The sequence below is a fragment of the Salinarchaeum chitinilyticum genome (assembly GCF_055390775.1).
This window is the reverse complement of sequence record NZ_AP043888.1, coordinates 2,261,634-2,284,013: the sequence shown is the minus strand read 5'-3', so window position 1 is coordinate 2,284,013 and position 22,380 is coordinate 2,261,634. Positions and strand designations below refer to the sequence as shown.

Genomic DNA, 22,380 nt, shown 5'->3' with positions numbered 1-22,380 from the left:
GACGCAGCAACGAACAGAACCCACGAACGGCGAGAATCCAGCGTCAGCGCTGCCGGTGACGTTCCGGTCGATAGTGGCGTTCCAGTCGCCAGCGCTCAGCGTCGGCGGGCGAGCACCGCCACCGCCGCGAGCACACCGACGAGCGCGGCTACGACGCCAAAGCCGGGCGAGCCGTCACCGGTACCCCCGTCGTCGCTGTCGTTGGCGTCGCTGCTGCCGTTCCCGTCGCCCGAGGATCCGGAGATGCCCGTCACCGTGGCCGACTCCGCACTGAGTCCGTCGTACTCCGCCCCGACCTCGAGCTCGCCGGCGCTCGGGATTTCGACGTTCGCGACGCCCTGGGCGTCGGTTTCGCCGGCAGTTTCACCGGCAATGGAGACGCTCGCCCCCTCGACGGGCCGGTCGTACTCGTCGGTCACTTCGACGCGGAGGGTCTCGCCGACCACGACGCGTTCGTTGCTCAGGGACAGCGAGATCGACGGCTCGCGGGTGATGTTGAACGTGAACGAGTCGTCGCTCTCGCCCGTCGCGAGGCTCGTCGTCAGGTCGCTGTAGTTCGCCTTCGAGATCGTGACGTCGTAGTTCTGGTTGACTTCCAGGATGACCGAGCGGGGTTCGTCCTCGCGGGTGGTCGTGGTCAGCTCCTCGTCACCGTCGAGCGTGATCGCGACGTTCGCGCTCACCTGCCCCGGCCCTTCCGGCGTCGGATCGCTGGTGACGAGGTCGATCGTCACCTCGCCGGCTTCGATCTCGATCGTCTCGTTGGTCTGGCCCGTGACGTCGATCTCCTGTTCGACGTCGTAGTAGCCCGGCTCTTTGACGCTGACGCTGTAGGTGCCCTCCTCGATCTGCTCGGAGGTGAACGTGCCGTCGGCAGCGGTGTCGCCGCGATCGACGACGACGCTGTTCCCCTGCTTGCGGAAGCGAACCGTCGCTCCCTCGACGGGCTCGCCCTCGGTGTCGACGACAGTGATCTCGCCCGTCGCGGGCTCGAACATCGTCGTTTCGACGGTCTGGCCCGACGCGGCGTCGTCGAACTCGTGGGCGAGGTTCTGGACGTACTCGCTGTGGTTGAGGGAGACGGTCCCGTCGGCGCCGGCGGGTACGTCGAAGTAGACGCGACCGTTGCTGGTGGTCGTCTTCGTTTCCGCATTGCCGTTCACCTCGACCGTCGCTTCGGCACTGCCGATCGGGTCACCACCGGGCGTCGTGACGACGAGTTCGATCGTCACCTCCTCAGAGTCCTGTACCGTGGCGCTGCTTGCCGTCGCCAGCCCCGCCGCCCCGATCACGAACGCGAGGACGACGGCGGCCGCGACGATCGTCGTTCGTAACATTGTGCTGAGCCAAGACACGGTGCAACTTAAATGGGGGCGCTCCCTGGCCGCCGTCCGTCGGTCGATCGTCCCGGTTCGCCTCAGATACCTCGACTCGCGGCACGTAGCTACCGGTCGAGTCCGTACTCGATCGCGACCAACAGCAGGGTGCCCAGAACTGGAAACAGGATCCCGGACAGGCGGGGGAGCCCGTAGAGTGCCTCCAGCACCGGTGCGAGCGCGCCACCCGGGGAGTCCCGCAGGTCCGAGGGCGCAGAGACCACCAGTGCGAGATACACCGAGAGCACGTACGCGAAGCCGGCGAGCCCGAAGGCGAACTGGCGCTCGGGGCGGCCCTGCCGATGCCGGCGCACGACGAACAGCATCGGAACGACCATCGTCGCCACGACCGCGAGCCCGACGAGCCAGAGGAGCCCGATGCCGATCCGCTGGAGCGGCCCGCCGCCCGAGTCTGCGATCTCGACGACCCAGACCGGCAAGGCGAGCACGAACACCATGCCGACGAACAGCGCGAGCAGACTCCCGATCGCCGCGTAGCTGCGGAACAGCCGCGACTCGCCCCGAACGACGGCGTACTTCACGGCCCCGAGGACGGCGCTTCGCGAGCGGGGCACGTCGTCACTCATCGCGATTTGATTCGGCGGGTTCGCGGTTAAGACCGACGATACGGGAGCGTCGGTACGGTCGATACCCCACCCAGGTGCGCCCAGCAACGCCCGCCCGGCGGTTTCGATACCCCTTTCGGCGCCCGGTCCGGAGCACGAACGAATGACGCTTCGCGTGACGTTCCTGGGGACCGGCGGTGCGGTGCCGACCACGGAGCGCAACCCCAGCTCGATCCTCGTCAACCGCGAGGGCGACCGCCACCTCTTCGACTGCGGCGAGGGGACCCAGCGCCAGCTGATGCATTTCGGTGCCGGGTTCGACCTCTCACACGTCTTCGTCACGCACCTCCACGGCGACCACGTCTACGGGCTTCCGGGACTGCTCGAGACGCTCGATTTCAACGACCGGGAAGCCGCGCTCACGATCCACGTCCCGCCGGGGACCAAGGGCGACGTCCGCCAGTTTCTCGAGGCGCTGGGCGGCAGCCCGTCGTTCCCGCTCCGGCTTTCGACGGTCCAGCCCGAAACGGTGGTGCTGCGTCGCGAGGAGTACGAGATCCGTGCCTTCGACGTCGACCACCACACGACGGCGATCGGCTACGCGCTAATCGAAGACGATCGGAAGGGCCGATTCGACCGCGAGCGGGCCGAGGAGCTCGGGGTTCCCGTCGGCCCCGCGTTCTCCCGGCTCCACGAGGGGGAGTCCGTCGAACTGGACGACGGAGAGACGATCGAGCCCGAGCAGGTCGTCGGCGATCCGCGGCCGGGCCGGACGCTCGTCTACACCGGCGACACGCGGCCGCAGGATCGGACGGTCGAGGTCGCGAAGGACGCCGATCTGCTGATCCACGACGCGACCTTCGCGTCCGACCGGGCCGATCGAGCGCGAAAGACTGGCCACTCGACGGCCAGGGAAGCCGGCGAGATCGCGGCGCGAGCCGACGCCCGACAGCTCGCATTGACCCACATCTCCTCGCGGTACGCCCACGACGTGGCGGGCCACGAGCAGGAGGCCCGGGAGGCCTTCGACGGCGACGCGTTCGTTCCCGACGACGGCGACGTGATCGATCTGCCGTTCCCCGACGCGGACGACGCCTGAGAATCGGTCACATCGCGGTGCCGCCGCGCGTTTTATTGATCCCGAGCACCTAGTGCGTGTGTACCAATGCCACTGGGCTTCGAGTCCGGCGTCTGGCTGTGGGTGGCGGCTGCAGCGTTCGCGCTCGGTCACCTCCTCGTCCTCGCGTACTTCGTTCGCGGGAACGGGGGCCGCTCGGGGCCGTCGGTGGACGCACCGCCGGAGTTCTCCGCGGAGGCCGGTCCGGGGCGATCGAGCGACGCCGACCTGCAGGCGTCCGGCGATCCCGACCCCAGTCGGTCGCACGACGCCACGCACAGCGAGGCCAACAGCGGAAGCGGAGATGGCGGCACCGAGGAGCTCCCGCCGATCGAGCGAGAACAGGTCGTCCAGTGTCCCCACTGCGGCGTCGAGAACGCCGCGGAGTTCCGGTTCTGTCGCTTCTGCGTCGGCGAGCTCGCCGGCGGCACGACGCTGGCCGACGGCGGCGGGGCGTCGCGGGACGGCCAGGCGTTCTGAATCGGAGCCGTGCCGTCAGCTCCGTCGTGACCACGTTGGCGATCGCTCTGGCGAATCGACGGTATTTACAGGCCGGCCGGCCCAGCGCTCAGTATGGACGACCGTACCTACACTGCCGAGGCCGAGCCCGGCACGACCGCCACTATCGCCGGCTGGGTCCACGAAGTCCGCGACCTCGGAGGCATCGCCTTCGTGATCGTTCGGGACGCGACCGGCCGCATCCAGGTGAAAGTCGAGAAGGGCGAGATCGACGAGGAGCTGGAGACGCTGGCCACGGAAGTCACCCGCGAGAGCGTCGTGCAGGTCACCGGCCCCGTCGAGGAAGAGGAGCGCGCACCGACGGGCGTCGAGATGACGATCGACGAGTTCGAGGTCGTCGCCGAGGCCGAACCCGAGCTGCCCCTCGACCCCTCCGGGAAGGTCGACGCCGACCTCTCGACGCGACTCGACAACCGCACCCTGGACACCCGCAAGCCCGAGGTCCGCGCGATCTTCGAGATCCGATCGACGGTGCTCGAGGCCGTCCGCGAGGAGTTCCGGACCCTCCACTGCACCGAGATCACGACGCCGAAGATCGTCGCGACCGGCACCGAGGGCGGGACGGAGCTGTTCCCGATCACCTACTTCGGGCAGGAGGCGTTCATGAACCAGAGCCCGCAGCTGTTCAAGCAGCTCGCCAGCGGCGGCGGCTTCGAGCGGGTCTTCGAGATCGGCCCGATCTTCCGCGCGGAGGAGCACAACACGCCGCGGCACCTCAACGAGGCGACCTCGATCGACTTCGAGGGCGCGTTCTGTGACGCGCCCGACGCCATGGACGTCGCGGAGTCGATCGTCAGCGCGGCCTACGAGGCCGTCGCCGAGCAGAACGAGGCGGAGCTCGAACAGCTCGGCCTCGCCGAGGAGTTCGCCGCGCCCGAGAGCGACTTCCCCCGGCTCACCTACGAGGAGGCCCTCGAGCGCGTCAACGCGACTGGCGAGCTCGACGAGCAGCTCGTCTGGGGCGACGACCTCTCGACGGAGGCCGAGCGCGCGCTCGGCGACGCCGTCGGCGAGCACTACTTCATCACGAACTGGCCCAGCGAGGTCAAGCCGTTCTACATCAAGGACACCGACGAGGACCCCCAGGAGTCCACCGGCTTCGACCTGATGCACCCCGAGATGGAGCTCGTCTCCGGCGGCCAGCGCGAGCACCGACACGACGCGCTCGTCGAAGGGTTCGAACAGCAGGGCCTCGACCCGGCGCAGTTCGAGTACTACACCAAGATGTTCAAGTACGGCATGCCGCCCCACGCAGGCTTCGGGCTCGGCGGCGAGCGGCTCGTGATGACGATGCTGGATCTGGACAACATTCGGGAGACGGTGCTGTTCCCGCGAGATCGGCAGCGGCTCTCGCCATAGGCGAGTATCGGGTACCGGTTCTCTGACCGTATTCAGACATCCAAATACGACAGCCTCGGGACCGCCACTGCAGTTCAGTACGACAGCTCGAAAGCCCTCGGCACGCTCGCGCACGCTCATCCGGATATCCTCGCTTCGCTCGGATAGAGCCGGCTGAGACGCACGCGAAGCGGCCTCGCCCTTTCAGTCCGCCAGGATGCCGGCTGCTCAGTGGTCTTTCGCCGGCGCCCCACCTGGCGGACTGAAAGGGCGAACCCGTCTCGCGTGTCGCTGAGTGACCGCTATCCGAGCGAGCGGTAGCGAGTGAGGATATGTCGCTTGGTTCGAGAGACGAAGTCTCTCGTCATCACGAAAATCTTCGATTTTCGAACGACAGCGACCGCGAGCGGGTGAGGGCTTTCGACCGCCTTGCGGTAGTGGCTCTGATCGTCCCGAAATTAGGCATCTGCAAGGTCGATCCGTTCTCTCCCAGATCGCAGACACTCTCTTAGCCGACGCTGTATCCGACAGTCACAGACGCAGAGACACCCGCCGCCGCGCGACAGCCCGACACACCTTCGGGACGTTTATGCCCGCAACCGCACACGATTCGCCTATGACTGACGACGACGCCCAGGAGCTGGGCATCACCGAGTCGAAGGAGCACGCCACCGGCGACTGGTACGCCGAGGTCGTCCAGAAGGCAGGCATCGCGGACTACGCACCGATGGGCGGGTTCATCGTCACGCGGCCCCGCGGGTGGGCGCTCTGGGAGTCGCTGAAAGACCACCTCGACGCGAAGTTCAAGGCGACGGGCGTCGACAACGCCTACTTCCCGCTGTTCATCCCCGAGTCATATCTCGAGAAGGAGAAGGACGTCGTCGAGGGGTTCGACCCCGAGGTCGCGTGGGTGACCCACGGCGGCCACGACGAGCTGGAAGAACGGCTCGCGGTGCGTCCCACCAGCGAGTCGATCATCGCGCCGTTCATGGCGCAGTGGACCCGCAGCCACCGCGATCTTCCGATGCGGCTGAACCAGTGGTGCTCGGTCGTGCGCTGGGAGGCCACGGAGACGAAGCCGTTCTTCCGCACGAAGGAGTTCTGCTGGCAGGAGGGCCACACCGCTCACGAGACCGCCGAGGAGGCCTGGGAGGAGACGATGCTCCGGCTCGACCAGTACGAGGAGACCTACGAGGAGCTGCTCGCGATGCCCGTGCTCCGCGGGCGCAAGCCCGACCACGACAAGTTCCCCGGCGCGGAGACCACGACGACCGTCGAGGCGCTGATGCCCGACGGCAAGTCAGTCCAGGGCGGGACGAGTCACGACCTCGGCACCTCCTTCGCGGAGGCCTTCGAGATCACCTACACCGACGAGGACGAGGACGAAGCGCTCGCCCACACCACCTCCTGGGGACTCTCTTGGCGCGCGCTCGGGGCGCTCATCATGACCCACAGCGACGACCAGGGGCTCGTCCTGCCGCCCGCGATCGCGCCCACGCAGGTCGCGATCGTCCCTATCTGGCAGGAGGACACCCGCGAGGACGTCCTCGACTACGCCGACGAGCTGGCCGCGGACCTCGAAGACGCCGGGCTCCGCGTGGACCTCGACGACCGGGACACCCGCAATCCCGGCTTCAAGTTCAACGAGCACGAACTCCACGGCGTTCCCCTCCGCATCGAGATCGGCCCCAACGAGGTCGAGGACGGCGAGGCGACGCTCGTCCAGCGCCCCGACGGCGAGTCCACCGTCGCGGAGCGATCGAACGCCGTCGGCGCCGTCGAGGGGGCGCTCGACGAGGTCTACGACACGCTCTACGACGCCGCCGAGGCCAACCTCGAGGAGAACGTCCGCGAGGCCGACTCGCCCGAGCAGATCCTCGGCACCATCGGCCAGCACGGCGGCTACGTCCAGTGTGGCTGGTGTGGCGACGAGGCCTGCGAGACCGTCATCAAGGACGAGATCGCCGCGGAGATCGTGATGGTGCCCCTCGACGAGGACGAGGAGCCCGTCCACGACGACTGTGCGATCTGTGACGACAAGGCGGTGGAGACGGCGTACTTCGCACGGACCTACTGAGCGGAGGCGTCGGCGGTGCGGCTTTTCATCGACGTTTTTGGAGGGTTCCGGAGCGAACGGAGTGAGCCCGGAGCTCCTCCAAAAAGGTCGGACCGCGTACTTCGCACGGACGTACTGAGGCAGCTTCGTTCGGTAGCGGCCCGCCGACGGCCGGCGCCTACGCTGTATCGCCGTCCGAGTTCCCGCCACGGAGCCGGTGGAGCATCGCTGCACCCGCGAGCCCGCTTCCGGCGGCCAGGACGCCGAAACCAGGCGATCCGTCGCCGCTGCCGTCGGACGCAGGCGCTTCGACAGTTATCGTGCGCTCGACCGACGCTGTCCTTCCGTCCGTGGTCTGAACCGTCGCTGTGAGGACGTGTTCTCCAGTTTCAGCGAACGTCGTCGTTCCTGAGCCACCAGTCGTGACGACGGACCCGTCGACCGACCACTCCGTCTCGAGCAGCGACTGATCGTACGCACCGCTGTCAGCGACGGAGAACTCGACCGTCTCCTCGGGCGTGACCGTCGTCGAACTGACGTCGGTCTGGAGTTCGGCCGCGTCGATCGGCGTCGAGATCCGAGCGAGAAACAGCGCCGAATCGTCGTCGCCCGCCGTCCCGATCAGGTGGACGCTCCCGTCACTCAGTGCGAAGAGCCGTTGAGTCGAGGTGAACTGATCGAACTGCTGCGACGTCGACAGCTTCTGGAGGGACTCACCGGAACGGAGCACCCCCGAAGAATCGTTTGCACCAGCGAAGATGGGAACCTTCGATCCGACGGCGCGGGTCCCGGTGTAGATGCGAGTGACACTGGGGTACGTCGATCGCCACGACGGCTTCGCTCCGACCTCGGAGAGCCCCATCGCCCAGCCTTCCCCCGTGGGGGACCCTTGCTGGTCGGTCAGCTCTCCAGTGACCAGGATCTGGTCGTCGAGCTGTGATACTGATCGTGGGTACCGTCCACCGTCGACTACGGGAATCGTCGGACCAGTGGTGATGCCTTCGACGTTCGTCCGAGCCAGAACCGGTTTCGGTGGTTTGGTCGTGTTTTGGCTGGTGCCACGGATGCCGAGGAACACGACACCACCGTCGACGGGTACGAGATCCATCGGTTCGACGCCAGGTGTGAACGTCCCGTCGAACCCGGCTCGCCACCGCTCTTCTCCCGACTCGTCGTAGGCCACGAGGCCAGCCGCAAGCCCGGAGATACGCTCGCCGACTGCGACGACGTACCCCTCGTCGTCTGGAGCGACCTCGACGATCCGGGGGAACGTCACGTCACCTGGTGACGGGCTCGGGACCGTCCAGTCGACGGTCCCGTCGCTGGACACGTGTCGGAGCGGATGGTCGCTGCCGGCCAGCTCTCCGTTCTCCAGTTCCAGCTCCATGCCGCCGATCACGTAGCCCCCGTCGCCGTCAGCGGCGATCGTCTGCGTCCAGTGGGCAGTGCTGGCATCACTCGGATCCCCGATGGTAGCAATTTCGGAGACGGCTCCGTCGACACCGACGTGGATGAGCTTCGTCGCTGGGCCGAACACTCTTTCGTCGAGGAGGTTACAGACCGCAACGAATCCGTCGTCAGGGGCCCGAACGGCGTCGGTACAGCTCCAATCCAGTTCCCCGGATTCGGTGGCAGTCCACTCGAGGACGAGTTCGTCGCCGTCGGTGCTGTCGTCGCTCTGTTCCTGTCCACCGACGCTCGAACTGTTCCCGTCCTGGACTGCTGTGGCAGTCGCTGGAAGCAGCTGACTCGATACGCCGGCACCGATCGCGGCGAGCGCGGTCCGCCTGGTTGGAGGCATGCGACGGGTTCGCCGCGGCATCGTACTTGAACCCATGGAGCAACGGTCCGGTCAGTCAGTTTGACTGACGGGCCTCAGTCGGAGGACGCAGTGACCTCGCGCTGCGCGCTGCAGGCAGCCAGCATCGGGGATTCGTCGTCCGCAGCCGTGGGGTCCGCGTCGTCGCCGTCGCTCCCGCGATCTTCGGCGTCGCCGAGGACCGACCGGTAGATCCCGAGGTGCTGGCCGGCGACGGTCTCGAAGCTGTTGGCGTCCTTGTAGCGGCCGACGTTCTCGGAGAGCTGGGCGCGGCGACGGTCGTCCGCGAGGAGCGCCTCGACCCGGTCGGCGATCGTCTCGACGTCGTCGATCGCGACGGTCTCCAGGGCGCCCCACTCGGACTCGATCTGCCGGAAGTAGGACTCGTCACTCGCGAGGACAGGCAGCTCCTGTGCCGCACACCAGTTGAAGGTGCCACTCTGGGTCACGACCCGATACGGCAACAGTGCGAGGTCCGGCGTCGCGAGCGCGAGCGGGAACTCGTCGTCGTCGAGAACGCCAGTGATCGTCACGTTCGGGGGCGCCGCCGACTGCAGTTCCTCGAAAAATTCCTGATCGAACCCCTTCGATCTGGCACCGCCGGCGATCAGGAACTCGACGTCCGCAAGCTTCCTGGCGACCTCGATAAAGACGTCGTGGCCCTTCGGCGGTCGGACGAACCCGGGGATCGCCACGATCTCGTCGTCGGCATCGAACCCGAAATACTCCCGTGCGGTCGCCCGGTCAGCCGAACTGGCGTCCGCGACGTTGACGCCGTGGGGAAGGACGCTGTAGGCGTCGGGGTCCTGAGCGACGTCGTCGTGGAACCGCTCCTCGCAGTCCTCGGAGAGGAAGATCACGTGGTCGGCGACGCTGGCGATCAGCCCGTGCATCACGAAGAGGTAGAGCCGCTTCGAGAAACGCGCCTCCTCGGGAGCGGGTCTGAGAACCGAATGCATCGTCACGACGACAGCCTGCCCACGGAGCCGGGTCGCGAGCCAGAGGACCGGGAAGAAGACGAGCCCGAGCACCCCCGGGTAGATGCTCCCGGGGCGACGGAAGAGCCCGTACTCGTGCTGGACGTGGACGACGTCGGAGCCACGGAACGCGGCCCGGAGCGCGACCGAGACGAAGTGAGCGACGCTCGGCTCGTCCTGTTCGAGTTCGATCGCGTCGGTCGACGCGCCGGAGTGCGCTGCGGGGGAAGCACTGGCGTCCGATCGGGCCACTGACGCTGCACGACGATCGCTCCGGGCGTCGCTCCGGTCCACCGCGGCCCTCGCGTTCGTCGAGTCAGCACCGCCGGCCTGCCCGGTGCCACGATCGGTCGAGACCCAGCCATTGCTGGCCGTCGTCACGGTCGAAGCGTCCGAACGGTCGGCGTCGTTCGACTCGTCCGCAGTCGTCGTTCGTTCGACGTCGTCGAGGGCGTTCCGGAGGTCGCGCCCGTACGTGCCGATCCCACAGGAGGCGTCGCCGGGCGTCGCGATCATCGTCACCGAGACGTCCGACGCCTGCCTCGCCGGTGCCGTCCGCTCGTCTGCTGTCGACTGTTGGTCTGTCATGTTCGTCGAGTAGCTCAGGCCCGTCCCGTCCGTCGCGCCGCGACCCCCGGGACGTGACCGCGCTATGCGAACGAGGGAGAACAGACATACTGTAATGCGCCTCGTTGTCGGCGGTAACATCGGCGAACCACGGTTCGATCGACGGCGTTCCGTCGGCCCAGTTCGACGACGAAGGGTCGGCAACTGGCGGTCGGCTCGAAGCGCATCCCGAGCCCGGCCGGTGGCTCGCTAAGCCGGGCGTACGCCGACCGGGCCGGATCGACGGGGCGTGCGTGTGGACCGTGACGCCGTGGTCAGTGGCTCCGCGGCCGTGGGACTGCCGGGGATCTCGAAAATCGACCCCTGGAACCGCTGCGTCGGTCGCACCCTAACGCGGCCGCTCTGGGCGGCCGCTCGGGGGCACACGGGGCCGCACGGGGTGCCAGTCGCTACGATCGGCTCGAACGTGCCAGGTACTCCGCCCCTACCCTGCTGCTTGCTGGCGATTGAACCCACCCAGGTCCGGGGACGGTAACGAGGGGCTTCGGCCGAATCGTGGCCGGCAAGCAGTCGTCGGCACTCGTCGTGCAATCGGGGTAACGTGGTTGGCAGCGGGCACGCTCCCGGCACGTACCGGGCTCGCAGGGCGAACAAACGGCAGGCTACCCCGTAAAAAAGGGGATGACCCCCCAGGCCGGACGGTCGGGTAGCGATGGATCATCGACCCCAGACCGCTGGTACGGATAGCTTTCCAAGGACGCGAGCGACACAACGCGACGTTACCGGAACGGGTGAGCACGAATGACTCCCCACCGCGTCGCCTTCGTCGGAACGGGCGCCGACCCCGAAAACCCCACCAGCGACGGGTTCGCGATGGCCTACCAGCACGCTGCGGGCTACGAGAAGCTCGGGTCCTGCGAGCTCGTCGGCTGCGCTGACATCGTCCGCGAGAACGCCGAGGCCTTCGCCGTCCGCCACGACGTCCCGGAGGAAGGCGTCTTCGAGGACTACGAGGAGATGCTGGCTGCCGTCGAGCCCGATATCGTGAGCATCTGTACGCCGCCGTCGACCCACTCCGATCTCGTCGTCGGCTGTGCAGAGAGCGGCATCGTCGACGCGATCCACTGCGAGAAACCGATGGCGATGACGTGGGGCGGTGCCAAGCGGATGGCCGCGACCTGTGAACGCGCGGGCGTCCAGCTCACCTTCAACCACATGCGCCGGTTCGGCGATCCCTTCCGCGACGCGAAGGAGCTGCTCGACGACGGCGCGATCGGCGACCTCCAGCGCATCGAGTACAGCTGGGGGAACTTCTACGACAACGGCACCCACGCCATCGACATGTGCAACTACTTCAACGACGAGCGGCCCGCGACGTGGGTGATCGGGCAACTCGACTACCGGAGCGAGGAGGTCTATTTCGGAACGCACAACGAGAACCAGATGCTCGCCTCCTGGGAGTACGACAACGGCGTCTACGGCATGGCGACGACCGGCCCGGCCTCGGAGATCGCCGACGGCGACTGGCGCCTCGTCGGCTCCGAGGGCGTGATGGACGTCCACCTCACCGACGAGGTCGCGGTCCGCGTCCAGTCCTACGAGGACGGCCGTACGATCGACCGCGAGTACGACGACCTCGCCCCCGGGGAGACCTGTATCGACCGCGCGATCGCGGAGATCGTCCGGGCGTACGAGACGGGCGAGGAGTCCGAACTCAGCGCACGAAACGCGCTCAACACGACGGAGATCATCTTTGGCGGCTACGAGTCCGTCCGCCGGCGCGGGCGCGTCGACCTGCCCCTTGACATCGAGGACAATCCGCTCGAGGCGATGGTCGAGTCCGGCGCGCTCTCCCCACAGCCCGGCGACTGAACGGCAGTACGGCTCCCTTTCTCAGCCAGTTCCGCGACCGCGTCCCGCTACAGCCCTCGTACTTACGCCGCTCGCGGACCCCACGTCCGTCCATGCCACAGCCAACCGTGCAGTCGATCGACCAGAGCGACGACTTCGTCCACGTCCGGTTCCGCGATCCCGACGAGTTCGACGAGATCCGCACGCCCGACTGGGCCGCGAACGTCGGCGACTCCGTCGTCGAGGGCGCCGAAGTCCGGATGGGCGACGAGAGCGGCAACGAGGACTGGGTGGTCCAGAGCGTGCTCGTGCCGACCCCCGTCGACGCCGACACCGCGGAGCAGCAGGCGACCGAGATCGTCTCGAAAATCCGGTCCTGAACGGAGATCTGGCGATCGAGTGGCAGCGGCGATCGATCCCTGCGTCACTGCTCGCTCGCCGTCTCGAACGCCTCGTTCGTCATCCCGACTGAGTACTCCCCGTCCGTGCAGCGGTCCTGTTCCTCGACGTTGCCGCCGACGAACGCGGCATCGATGCGCGTCTGGACCGGCGCCTCGTGTCGCCAGAGCGTGCCGTGGACGTTCGCGCCGTAGAGCATCCCGAAGCGGTTGATGTTCGCCTCGTCGCCGGCGATGAGGACGCCGTCCTCGCAGGCCTCGACGTTCAGCCACTCGACGACGTTCGCGAAGGAGAGACCGCCAAAGCGCAGGGAGACGCCCTCCCGGCTGCAAGCCGAACCGGTCAGGCCGCCGAACTGGACCTGGCGCTGGTCGAGTGCGATCCCGCCGACGGTGTTGTGGACGCCGAAGTGGCGGCTGTTGAGCACGAAGTTCAGCCGACACGCTGCCGTCGCGTCGGGCGAGCCGTTGTTGGTCGCGACGTGGAGCTCGCAGCTGTTGAACGCGTCCCGGAAGTCGTCGCTCCCGAGCCGGAAGAGCACGCCGTCGCGGTGGCCCTGGAATCCGACGCCGGTGATCTCCGTGTAGAAGACGTGCGCGCGGTCGTCGTCTGCCGCCGGGTCGTCGCCGCTTCGGTCGACGATCGAGAGCCCGTCGCCCGGTCCGCGTCCGAAGTCGACGACGCTCGCTGCGGGACCGGCACCCCGGATCGAGACGTCGTTCTGGAGGTGCTCGTACTCGCCGAGGTCGATCGTCGTCGGCTCGCTCCGGGTGACCCCGCTCGGGACCCAGATCACCCCGCCGCCGCGCTCGTCCAGGCGGTCGAAGGCAGCTTCCCAGTCGCCGTCGTCGAGTCGAACGGCCTCGTCGAATCGCTGTTGCATGGGCGTACCGCGAACGACCGGGACGGGCGTGGAATAGTAGGATGGACGTAGTCGGCACGGGGCGATCGATTGCCCGACCTTACTTTGCCGCGTTCGTCCTGCTGGCGTTCCATCGACCGGTGCCGCGGGTTCGCGGACCGTTCGATCGTCCCACGCCGTCCGGCGGTCCCCGCGACCACATCGGTTTTCACGCTGGCAAACGGAGTCGGCCACATGTCCCGCTCGCGGAAGCCCGAGTGGCTCCGATCACAGATCCCCACGGGCGCGGAGTTCACCCGCGTGAAGGCGACGCTCCGCGAGCACGACCTCACCACCGTCTGCGAGGAGGCCAACTGCCCGAACCTCGGCGAGTGCTGGTCCGGCGCCGAGGGTGGCGGGCCGGCGGCATCCGAAGGTGGTGGGAGCGCTGCTGGAGATCCGGGAGCAGCCGGAAACCGCGGCGGTACGGCGACGTTCATGCTGATGGGCGACCAGTGCACGCGCTCCTGTGGTTTCTGCGACGTCGACACTGGCGGCGGACAGCCCCTCGATCCCGACGAGCCGGCGAACGTCGCGAGCGCGGTCGCGGAGATCGGCCTCGAGTACGTCGTCCTCACCTCCGTCGATCGCGACGACCTCGACGGGCAGGGCGCGGCCCACTTCGCGGAGACGATCCGGGAGCTCAAGCGTCGGGATCCTGGCGTGCTCGTCGAGGTTCTGATTCCAGACTTCCAGGGCGATCCCGATCTCGTCGGAGAGATCATCGACGCTGGCCCGGACGTGATCGCGCACAACGTCGAGACCGTCGAGCGCCTGCAGGGCCGGGTCCGGGATCCGCGGGCGGGCTACGAACAGTCGCTGGCCGTCCTCGAGCAGGTCGCGGACGAGGCCGACGCGCACGCGAAGACGTCGATCATGCTCGGCCACGGCGAGCACGCCCACGAGATCTACCAGGCGCTCGCGGACTGTCGCGAGGCGGGCGTCGACGTGATCACGCTCGGCCAGTATCTCCGGCCCTCCCGTGACCACCTCCCGGTGCGGGAGTACGTCCATCCTCAGACGTTCGAGACGTGGCGCCAGGTGGCGGAGGAGGAACTGGAGTTTCTCTACTGTGCCTCCGGACCGATGGTTCGATCCTCCTATCGCGCCGGCGAACTGTTCGTCGAGGCGCTCCAGCGCGAGGACGTGAGCCTCGCGGAGGCGCGAGCAGAGGCTCGCGCCGCGACGGCCGGTCGCAGCGGGGCCACCGCCGACGCCGAGCGGCGCAGTGCAGACGCTGGCGATCGCGCCGACTGACCGGCGCCGAGCAGTGCCGTTCGATGCCCGGCAACTTTCGCCAGTGAATACATCCGTCCACTACTGCCCTGAAGAGAGAAATGTGCGTCCAGTTCTGAAGGCGTGTTCGAGACGGAACCCCCGTAGAACCGCCGTCCTGCGTTCGTCGTGAACAATGATGACGAAAGCACTATTAGCCGAGCGACCGACGCTTCTGGTATGCTTCGGAGGGATTCGTTTTGAGCGTCTTGCAGCCCACGCCCGACGATCGCAGGCGAGTGATCGACGAGTCGGGTGCGGTGGTCGAGGGAGCGGAGGTCCCCGACCTGACCGACGACGAGCTCGTCGAGATGTACGAACACCTGCGGCTCGCCCGCCACTTCGACGAGCGCGCGGTGAGCCTCCAGCGCCAGGGGCGGATGGGCACCTACCCGCCGCTCTCGGGACAGGAGGGCGCCCAGGTCGGGAGCGCGTTCGCGCTCGGGGACGAAGACTGGATCTTCCCGAGCTACCGGGAGCACGCGACCCTGGAGATCCGGGACGTCCCACTCGAGCGCATCCTCCTGTTCTGGATGGGGAGCGAGCGCGGCAGCAGGATGCCAGAGGACGCGAACGTGTTCACGCCGGCAGTGCCGATCGCGACCCAGATCCCCCACGCCACCGGCGCGGCCTGGGCCTCGAAGCTGAAGGACGAGGAGGACAAGGCATTCCTCTGTTACTTCGGCGACGGCGCCACGAGCGAGGGCGACTTCCACGAGGGGCTCAACTTCGCCGGGGTGTTCGACACGCCCAACGTCTTCTTCTGTAACAACAACCAGTGGGCGATCTCCGTGCCGCGGGAACGACAGACCGCGAGCGCCACGCTCGCCCAGAAGGCGACCGGGTACGGCTTCGAGGGGATCCAGGTCGACGGGATGGACCCGCTCGCGGTCTACCAGGAGACTCGCCGGGCGGTGAAGAAGGCGAAGGACCCCGATTCCGTCGAACCGCGGAGCGGGGGAACGAGCGATGGGACCGGCGGCGGTGCGGCCCCCGAGGAGATCGGCGACGCCCGTCGCCCGACGCTGATCGAAGCGGTGCAGTACCGCTACGGCGCCCACACGACCGCGGACGATCCCTCGGTCTACCGCGACGAGGCCGAGGTCGAGAAGTGGCGCGAGCTCGATCCGATCCCAAGAATGGAGTCGTTCCTGCGCGAGCACGGCCTGCTCGACGACGAGCGCGACGACGCGATCCAGGCCCGCGTCGAGGAGCGCGTCGCGGAGGCCATCGAGACTGCCGAGTCCGTCGAGCGACCCGACCCCGAGGAAATGTTCGCGGACGTGTACGCCGACATGCCAAAACGGCTCCAGGAACAGCTCGACTACCTCGAACGACTGCGCGCCGACCACGGCGACGAGACGCTGCTCGAATAATCATGGCAACGGACCAATCACCGCCCGAGACCGACGACGCTCGGGGGACCGACGCGGGCGTAGAGGAACCGGACCGATCCGACTGGACGGTGTCACCCGATCCCGAGACCGTCGAGACCGAGGACCTGACGCTCGTCCAGGGCGTGCAGGACGGCCTCGCCACCGAGATGGCGCGCGACGACAGCGTGCTCGTCCTGGGCGAGGACGTCGGCGAGAACGGCGGCGTGTTCCGCGCGACGGAGGGGCTCTACGACGAGTTCGGCGAGGATCGCGTGATCGACACGCCGCTGGCGGAGTCCGGCATCGTCGGCACCTCGATCGGGATGGCGGCCTACGGCCTCCGGCCCGTCGCCGAGATCCAGTTCATGGGGTTCATCTACCCCGCGTTCGACCAGATCGTCTCCCACGCAGCCCGGCTCCGCACCCGCTCGCGAGGGCGGTTCACCGCACCGCTGGTGATCCGGGCGCCCTACGGCGGCGGCATTCGCGCGCCCGAGCACCACTCGGAATCCACGGAGGCGATGTTCGCCCACCAGCCCGGGCTGAAGGTCGTCATGCCATCCACTCCCTACGACGCGAAGGGGCTGCTCGCGAGCGCGATCCGTTCGCCAGATCCGGTCGTCTTCCTCGAACCGAAGCTGATCTACCGGGCGTTCCGCGAGCCCGTGCCCACCGGCGAGTACACCGTCCCGATCGGCGAGGCCAACGTCCGGCGCGAGGGCTCTGACGTCTCCGTGTTCACCTGGGGTGCGATGGCCCACCGGACCGTGCAGGCCGCCGAGGACCTCGAGGGCGAGATTGACGTCGAGGTGGTCGATCTCCGGACGGTCTCGCCGTTGGACACCGACGCCATCGTCGAGTCGTTCAAGAAGACTGGCCGGGCCGCGGTCGTCCACGAGGCCCCCAAATCCGGCGGGCTCGCCGGCGAGATTGCCGCGACGATCCAGGAGGAGGCGCTCGTCTACCAGGAGGCACCGATCGAGCGGATCACCGGGTTCGACACGCCGTTCCCGCTGTACGCGCTGGAGGACTACTACCTGCCCGAGGCCGCCAGGATCGCAGACGGCATCCGGGAGGCGTTCGAGTTCTAGACCATGCCACGCGAGTTCAACCTCCCCGACGTCGGCGAAGGGGTCCACGAGGGCGAGCTGATCGAGTGGCTCGTCGAGCCCGGCGACACGGTCGCCGAAGACCAGCCGGTCGCGAAGGTCGAGACCGACAAGGCGCTCGTCGACGTGCCCTCCCCGTTCAACGGCACCGTGCAGGAGCTGCGCTGGGAGGAGGGCGACGTCGTCCCCGTCGGCGACGTACTGCTCGTGTTCAACGTCGAGGGCGAGGACGACGACGCGATCGCCGCCGGCGGCGAGACGGAGGGTGGCGATCCCCAGGCCGACGCTGCCACCGCCGACTCGGCCGACGAGCCGAGCGCGACGGAGAGCCCACCACCAGCCGGCTCGTCCGAAGCCGCCGAGGCCGCCAGCGCCGGCGACAGCGGTCGCGTGTTCGCCGCGCCGAGCGCCCGCCGACTCGCCCGCGAACTCGGCGTCGACATCGGCGCGATCGATGGCTCCGGCCCCGGCGGTCGCGTCTCGGAGCAGGACGTCTCCGCTGCGGCACAGGCCGAGCCCGAGCCGAGTGACGATGCGAGAGCCGACGCGGCTGGCGACGCCGCTACTGGCCCTGAAGACGGCGACGGCAGCCAGGACGACGACGGCATCGCGGCCGCCGTCGACGCGGGCGTCGCAGACGAATCCGCGTCGGCGACCGCCACGGAGCAGGGCTCCGGATCTGCGAACACGGCCGAGCCCGCCGACCGCGAGCGAACGCTCGCCGCACCGGCGACCCGACAGATCGCCGAGGAGGCTGGCGTCGATCTCGACGCCGTCCCCGCGACCGAGGAGCGCGACGGCGAGCCGTTCGTCACGCCCGAGGCGGTCCGGGAGTACGCCCAGGCCCAGCAGTCGGCCCAGGCCGCCGACGCGGCGGCCGTTCGGCAGGACGACGCTGCCAGCGAGAGCAGGCAGGCCGCAGACGCAGGTGAGGCCGGCGAAACGGCGGCCGGCCGCACCGCTGGCGATCGCGAGCGGCCCGAACGCCGCGAGCCCTACCGGGGCGTCCGCCGCTCGATCGGCGAGGCGATGGCCGAGTCGAAGTACACAGCTCCGCACGTCACCCACCACGACGAGGTCGACGTCACGCAGCTCGTCGAGACGAAGCAGCGACTCGCCGAGCGCGCCGAGGAGCGCGGGATCAAGCTGACCTACATGCCGTTCGTGCTGAAGGCCGTCGTCGCGGCGCTGAAGGAGTACCCGACGATGAACGCGGCGCTCGACGACGAGGCCGAGGAGATCGTCTTCAAGGAGTACTACGACCTCGGGATCGCGACAGCGACGGACGCCGGGCTGATGGTGCCGGTGCTCGAGGCCGTCGACGAGAAGGGGATCCTGCAGCTCGCCTCCGAGCTCGACGAGCTCGTCGAGAAGACCCGCGAACGCACGATCTCACGCGAGGAGCTCCAGGGCTCGACGTTCACCGTGACGAACGTCGGCGCGATCGGCGGCGAGTACGCGACGCCGATCCTCAACTACCCCGAGGTTGGGATCCTCGCGCTCGGGCAGATCCGACGGAAACCGCGCGTGGTCGAGCGCGAGGCCGCCGGCGAGGACGGCGGCACCGAGGAGTCGATCGAGCCTCGATCGATCCTCCCGCTGTCCCTGTCGATCGACCACCGGATCGTCGACGGTGCGATCGCCGCACACTTCACGAACACGGTGATGGAGTACCTCGAGGATCCCGAGCTACTGCTGCTGGAGTGAAGAAGCTCGGAGGGCGTGCGGGTCGTCCGGTGATCCGGCGAATGATGACAAACATTCTACAAAAACGCGCTTCAGGGAAGGGTTATCGGGGAGCCGGTCGTAAGTGAGAACGCAATGGCCGAACGCTCTACTCCCGATCTGCCGGCACTGCCCTACGACTACGACGCGCTCGAACCGCACATCTCCGAACAGGTCGTCACGTGGCATCACGACACCCATCACCAGGGCTACGTGAACGGCCTCGACAGCGCGGAAGAGACCCTCGCCGAGAACCGCGAGGCAGGCGAGTTCGACGGCTCCGCCGCCGCGATCCGGAACGTCACGCACAACGGCTCCGGTCACTACCTCCACACGCTGTTCTGGGAGAACATGGATCCCAACGGCGGAGGCGAGCCCGAGGGCGACCTCCGCGAGCGAATCGAGGAGGACTTCGGCTCCTACGAGGGCTGGAAGGGCGAGTTCGAGGCCGCCGCGTCCGGTGCCGGTGGCTGGGCGCTACTCGTGTACGACCCGGTCGCGAAACAGCTGCGCAATCTGGTCGTCGACAAGCACGACCAGGGCGCGCTCTGGGGCTCTCACCCGATCCTCGCACTCGACGTCTGGGAGCACTCCTACTACCACGACTACGGCCCTGCCCGCGGCGACTTCGTCGACAACTTCTTCGAGGTCGTCGACTGGGACGACGTGGCAGACCAGTACGCGAACGTCGTCTCCCGCGTCGAGTAAGCGAGACTCCCACGCCGAGTCGTCGTTCCCATCCCGAATCGTCTTTCCGCGGCCGAACCGTCGCACCCGCGGCCGAATCGACGACGCACCGCGGTGCGTGGCTGGCATCCCACCACCGCACCCGCAGCGTTTTCCCGCTGACCGCTCCGTATCAGAAGTTTTTCGCCCTCCGTCTTCGAGTCGCCAAGACGTGACGCCCTCCACCGCCATCCACGCCGACGGGCTCGCCAAGCGCTACGGCTCAACGACGGCAGTCCGCGGCGTCGACCTCGACGTCCCCGAGGGCTGCGTCTACGGGTTCCTCGGCCCGAACGGCGCCGGCAAGACGACGACCATGCGGATGCTGACCGGGCTGGTCGCGCCGTCCGACGGGACCGCACACGTCGCCGGCGTCGACTGCACGAACCGGGAGCGCCTCGTCGAGCAGATCGGCCTGCTGCCCGAGACGCCGCCGCTCTACGAAAAGCTGACCGGCCGCGAGCAGCTCCAGTTCGCCGCGGACCTCCGCGGGCTCGACTGGGAGACCGTCGCCGACCGCTCGCTGTCGCTGTGCGAGGATCTCGCGCTCCTGGAGGACCTCGACCAGCGCATCGAGGGGTACTCGAAGGGGATGCGCCAGAAGGCGGCGCTCGTGCAGGCGCTCCAGCACGATCCCGCCGTCGTGTTCGCCGACGAGCCGACGAGCAACCTCGATCCGCGCGTGTCGGCGATGGTCCGCGAGCTGCTCGTCGAGCACGCCGAGGACGGGACCGTCTTCCTCTCGACGCACGTGCTCTCGCTCGTCGAGGAGGTCGCCGACACCGTGGGCGTGCTCCACGAGGGGAAGCTGGTGGCGGAGGGGCCGCCCGAACAGCTCTCGACGGACGTCGGCGGGGACCTCGAGGACGCGTTCCTGTCGATCACCGGAACGCCCGGGACGTCCGGCAGGACAGGGACGCCCGATACGGCCGGAACGCCAGAAACGGCCGATACGCCCGATACGCCGTCGCAATGACGCGGAATCCACCGGACCGACAGGCAGACGGTGTCGATTCGCCCGGTAGTGCTGGCTCGACAGGCCGCGGCGGCGTGCCCGGCTGGAACCATCCCTCCGTGGTGATCGCCCGCATGGAGATCGTGACCGGCACGCGATCGGTGCTCGGCAACACCCGGCAGCTCGCCGGCTTCGCGCTGATGGCGCTGTTCGTGCTCCAGATGCAGTTTCTCATGCTCGGGCAGGCGATCGGTGCCGGGGAGGCGCTCGTCGGGAGCGATCCGCCGATCGGATCGGTGGCGGGCGTCCTCGTCGCCGTCGTGGGGATCGGTGCCTACAGCGGGATGCACCAGGTCGCCCGGGGGTCGGACGCGGCGACGCTGCGCCCGCTCCTGTTGACGTCGGCGTCGCCCCGCTCGGTCGTCTTCGGCCAGTCCCTCGCGGAGTACCTGAAGCTACTCGGCCTGTTGGGCGCGCTGACGGCGCTGCCGATCCTCGCCGTCGGCGCCGGCGCCCGGAACCCGCTCGTCCCGCTGGCGCTCGTGGCCGGTGCGCTCCCGCTCGCGTGGGCCGGGCTGCTCGTCGGCCGCGTCGTCGGACTCGCGCTGAAGAGCGCCTATCGCCGGATTCCCGGCGCGCAGGCCGTCCGGATCGTCGTGATCGGCGGCCTGACGATCGGCGCGATGATCTGGTGGCTGCGGGTCGTCGAGGCCGAGCGCGTCGGCGCCGCCGCGTCGAACCTGCTCACGCTGGCGTCGGTCGGGCCGATGGACGCCTACGTCCGGACGCTGCTGGTCCCGATTGGCGTGGCTGCCAGCCCGGTGGACGCGATCCTCGCAGCGGGCGTCCTCCTCGCCGTGTCTCTCACGACCGCGATCGTCGTCCGGATCGAAGTCGCTCGCGACGCGTGGGAGCGTCCCGAACGAGGGAGTACGGCGGGCAGCCGGTCCGTGCCGGTCGCAATCGGCTCGCGGCCGAGCCTCCGGATCGGCTGGCGCTATCTCGTGCTCGGGATCCGCAGCCCCTCGCGGTTCTCCCACCTCGCCGTGTTACTCATCATGTTCGTCTCCGCGGGCGCGCCGGCGCTCACCGATCCGTCGATCGCGGTCGCGTACGCGCCGGAGCTCGGCCTCGCCCTCGGTACCGCCCTCGCCGGCGGTGCATTCTGTCTGAACCCGCTCGGCGACGACCGGGAGCAGCACCCCCTCTTGCTGACGACGGCGCCGTCGTTCAAGCCGCTGTTGCGAGGCCGCGGCGTCGCCGGAATCGCACTCGCGAGCGTCGTGCTCGCACTGGGGCTGGCCGTCGGACTGCTCGACGGCCGCGTCCTCACCGTCGTTGGCTACCTCGCTCTCGCGCCGTTCCTCTTCCTCTCGAGCGTCGGGACCGCGCTCGGGTTCGGCGCAGCGGTCCCGTCCTACGAGTCGAACGAGGACGGCGGGACGATCCAGCCCTCGAGCATGGCGACGATCCCGTTCCTGTTCGGTGCGATGATCGTGGGGGCGCTCGGCGCACTGCTCGTCTACGCGACGGTCCAGGGAGCGGCTCTGTCCCGGCTCGTGGCCGGCTGGGTCCTGTTCGCGGCCACGATCGGTGCAACCGGGGTCCTCGGCTACCGCTACGCAGTTGGGCGGTTCGATGAGTTGACCCTCGACGCGTACTGACCGCCGGATCGACACACGGTGTCCCCGTGGTCACCGGTGTTCCCGGTGTGTTTTTCCCGGTTCC

At 68.3% G+C, this 22,380-nt stretch carries 18 protein-coding genes; 13 read left to right on the top strand and 5 right to left on the bottom strand.

Annotated elements, in window-relative coordinates:
- Positions 1-95 precede the first annotated feature (95 nt).
- A complete protein-coding gene (locus ACZ5KP_RS10910; RefSeq protein WP_460921495.1) occupies positions 96-1,337 on the bottom strand; it encodes a carboxypeptidase regulatory-like domain-containing protein in 1,242 nt (413 codons plus the stop codon).
- Positions 1,338-1,444: 107 nt separating this feature from the next.
- Entirely contained in the window at positions 1,445-1,963 is a 519-nt protein-coding gene (locus ACZ5KP_RS10905) for a hypothetical protein (RefSeq protein ID WP_460921498.1), read from the bottom strand.
- A gap of 142 nt (positions 1,964-2,105) precedes the next feature.
- On the opposite strand from ACZ5KP_RS10905, the gene rnz reads away from it, so the two are divergent.
- The 4 genes from rnz (at position 2,106) to proS (ending at position 6,993) form a co-directional block, all read left to right on the top strand.
- A complete protein-coding gene (gene rnz, locus ACZ5KP_RS10900; RefSeq protein ID WP_460921501.1) occupies positions 2,106-3,041 on the top strand; it encodes a ribonuclease Z in 936 nt (311 codons plus the stop codon).
- A gap of 66 nt (positions 3,042-3,107) precedes the next feature.
- A complete protein-coding gene (locus ACZ5KP_RS10895) occupies positions 3,108-3,539 on the top strand; it encodes a zinc ribbon domain-containing protein (protein ID WP_460921504.1) in 432 nt (143 codons plus the stop codon).
- Positions 3,540-3,632: 93 nt separating this feature from the next.
- Positions 3,633-4,937 (top strand): aspartate--tRNA(Asn) ligase, encoded by a 1,305-nt coding sequence (gene aspS, locus ACZ5KP_RS10890; protein WP_460921507.1) that lies wholly within the window; start codon positions 3,633-3,635, stop codon positions 4,935-4,937.
- A gap of 595 nt (positions 4,938-5,532) precedes the next feature.
- Complete coding sequence (gene proS / locus ACZ5KP_RS10885) at positions 5,533-6,993, top strand: proline--tRNA ligase (RefSeq protein ID WP_460921510.1); 1,461 nt, start codon at positions 5,533-5,535, stop codon at positions 6,991-6,993.
- 157 nt (positions 6,994-7,150) lie between these two features.
- Here the strand turns inward: proS and ACZ5KP_RS10880 are convergent, their stop codons facing one another.
- Positions 7,151-8,773 (bottom strand): hypothetical protein, encoded by a 1,623-nt coding sequence (locus ACZ5KP_RS10880; RefSeq protein WP_460921513.1) that lies wholly within the window; start codon positions 8,771-8,773, stop codon positions 7,151-7,153.
- A gap of 74 nt (positions 8,774-8,847) precedes the next feature.
- Positions 8,848-10,356: a glycosyltransferase family 4 protein gene (locus ACZ5KP_RS10875; RefSeq protein WP_460921516.1), complete on the bottom strand. Its 1,509-nt coding sequence runs from the start codon at positions 10,354-10,356 to the stop codon at positions 8,848-8,850.
- Positions 10,357-11,136: 780 nt separating this feature from the next.
- Here ACZ5KP_RS10875 and ACZ5KP_RS10870 point away from each other — a divergent pair.
- A complete protein-coding gene (locus ACZ5KP_RS10870) occupies positions 11,137-12,207 on the top strand; it encodes a Gfo/Idh/MocA family protein (protein ID WP_460921519.1) in 1,071 nt (356 codons plus the stop codon).
- A 92-nt stretch (positions 12,208-12,299) separates the two neighbouring features.
- Positions 12,300-12,566: a hypothetical protein gene (locus ACZ5KP_RS10865; protein WP_460921522.1), complete on the top strand. Its 267-nt coding sequence runs from the start codon at positions 12,300-12,302 to the stop codon at positions 12,564-12,566.
- A gap of 44 nt (positions 12,567-12,610) precedes the next feature.
- Here the strand turns inward: ACZ5KP_RS10865 and ACZ5KP_RS10860 are convergent, their stop codons facing one another.
- Positions 12,611-13,468, bottom strand: coding sequence for a hypothetical protein (locus ACZ5KP_RS10860; RefSeq protein WP_460921525.1), 858 nt, complete (start codon positions 13,466-13,468; stop codon positions 12,611-12,613).
- Positions 13,469-13,681: 213 nt separating this feature from the next.
- On the opposite strand from ACZ5KP_RS10860, the gene lipA reads away from it, so the two are divergent.
- From lipA to ACZ5KP_RS10825, 7 genes are all read left to right on the top strand, one after another.
- The gene (lipA, locus tag ACZ5KP_RS10855; RefSeq protein WP_460921528.1) at positions 13,682-14,743 is read left to right on the top strand and encodes a lipoyl synthase; all 1,062 of its coding nucleotides are present in this window, start codon (positions 13,682-13,684) and stop codon (positions 14,741-14,743) included.
- A gap of 218 nt (positions 14,744-14,961) precedes the next feature.
- Positions 14,962-16,137: a thiamine pyrophosphate-dependent dehydrogenase E1 component subunit alpha gene (locus ACZ5KP_RS10850; protein ID WP_460921531.1), complete on the top strand. Its 1,176-nt coding sequence runs from the start codon at positions 14,962-14,964 to the stop codon at positions 16,135-16,137.
- Positions 16,138-16,139: 2 nt separating this feature from the next.
- Complete coding sequence (locus ACZ5KP_RS10845) at positions 16,140-17,228, top strand: alpha-ketoacid dehydrogenase subunit beta (protein WP_460921534.1); 1,089 nt, start codon at positions 16,140-16,142, stop codon at positions 17,226-17,228.
- A 3-nt stretch (positions 17,229-17,231) separates the two neighbouring features.
- Positions 17,232-18,953: a dihydrolipoamide acetyltransferase family protein gene (locus ACZ5KP_RS10840; protein ID WP_460921537.1), complete on the top strand. Its 1,722-nt coding sequence runs from the start codon at positions 17,232-17,234 to the stop codon at positions 18,951-18,953.
- Positions 18,954-19,067: 114 nt separating this feature from the next.
- Positions 19,068-19,679: a superoxide dismutase gene (gene sod / locus ACZ5KP_RS10835; RefSeq protein ID WP_460921540.1), complete on the top strand. Its 612-nt coding sequence runs from the start codon at positions 19,068-19,070 to the stop codon at positions 19,677-19,679.
- Between the two features lie 190 nt (positions 19,680-19,869).
- Entirely contained in the window at positions 19,870-20,673 is an 804-nt protein-coding gene (locus ACZ5KP_RS10830) for an ABC transporter ATP-binding protein (protein WP_460921543.1), read from the top strand.
- Positions 20,670-22,316, top strand: a complete 1,647-nt coding sequence (locus tag ACZ5KP_RS10825; RefSeq protein WP_460921546.1) for a hypothetical protein — start codon at positions 20,670-20,672, stop codon at positions 22,314-22,316. Before ACZ5KP_RS10830 ends, ACZ5KP_RS10825 begins: the two co-directional genes overlap by 4 nt.
- Positions 22,317-22,380 lie beyond the last annotated feature (64 nt).

Bases quoted from the DNA above. Each gene is read 5' to 3' on its own strand.
- sod (WP_460921540.1), top strand. From the start codon at position 19,068: ATGGCCGAACGCTCTACTCCCGATCTGCCGGCACTGCCCTACGACTAC.
- ACZ5KP_RS10875 (WP_460921516.1), bottom strand. From the start codon at position 10,356: ATGACAGACCAACAGTCGACAGCAGACGAGCGGACGGCACCGGCGAGG.
- ACZ5KP_RS10870 (WP_460921519.1), top strand. From the start codon at position 11,137: ATGACTCCCCACCGCGTCGCCTTCGTCGGAACGGGCGCCGACCCCGAA.
- ACZ5KP_RS10840 (WP_460921537.1), top strand. From the start codon at position 17,232: ATGCCACGCGAGTTCAACCTCCCCGACGTCGGCGAAGGGGTCCACGAG.
- aspS (WP_460921507.1), top strand. From the start codon at position 3,633: ATGGACGACCGTACCTACACTGCCGAGGCCGAGCCCGGCACGACCGCC.
- proS (WP_460921510.1), top strand. From the start codon at position 5,533: ATGACTGACGACGACGCCCAGGAGCTGGGCATCACCGAGTCGAAGGAG.
- lipA (WP_460921528.1), top strand. From the start codon at position 13,682: ATGTCCCGCTCGCGGAAGCCCGAGTGGCTCCGATCACAGATCCCCACG.
- rnz (WP_460921501.1), top strand. From the start codon at position 2,106: ATGACGCTTCGCGTGACGTTCCTGGGGACCGGCGGTGCGGTGCCGACC.
- ACZ5KP_RS10860 (WP_460921525.1), bottom strand. From the start codon at position 13,468: ATGCAACAGCGATTCGACGAGGCCGTTCGACTCGACGACGGCGACTGG.
- ACZ5KP_RS10865 (WP_460921522.1), top strand. From the start codon at position 12,300: ATGCCACAGCCAACCGTGCAGTCGATCGACCAGAGCGACGACTTCGTC.
- ACZ5KP_RS10880 (WP_460921513.1), bottom strand. From the start codon at position 8,773: ATGCCTCCAACCAGGCGGACCGCGCTCGCCGCGATCGGTGCCGGCGTA.
- ACZ5KP_RS10905 (WP_460921498.1), bottom strand. From the start codon at position 1,963: ATGAGTGACGACGTGCCCCGCTCGCGAAGCGCCGTCCTCGGGGCCGTG.
- ACZ5KP_RS10825 (WP_460921546.1), top strand. From the start codon at position 20,670: ATGACGCGGAATCCACCGGACCGACAGGCAGACGGTGTCGATTCGCCC.
- ACZ5KP_RS10910 (WP_460921495.1), bottom strand. From the start codon at position 1,337: ATGTTACGAACGACGATCGTCGCGGCCGCCGTCGTCCTCGCGTTCGTG.
- ACZ5KP_RS10895 (WP_460921504.1), top strand. From the start codon at position 3,108: ATGCCACTGGGCTTCGAGTCCGGCGTCTGGCTGTGGGTGGCGGCTGCA.
- ACZ5KP_RS10845 (WP_460921534.1), top strand. From the start codon at position 16,140: ATGGCAACGGACCAATCACCGCCCGAGACCGACGACGCTCGGGGGACC.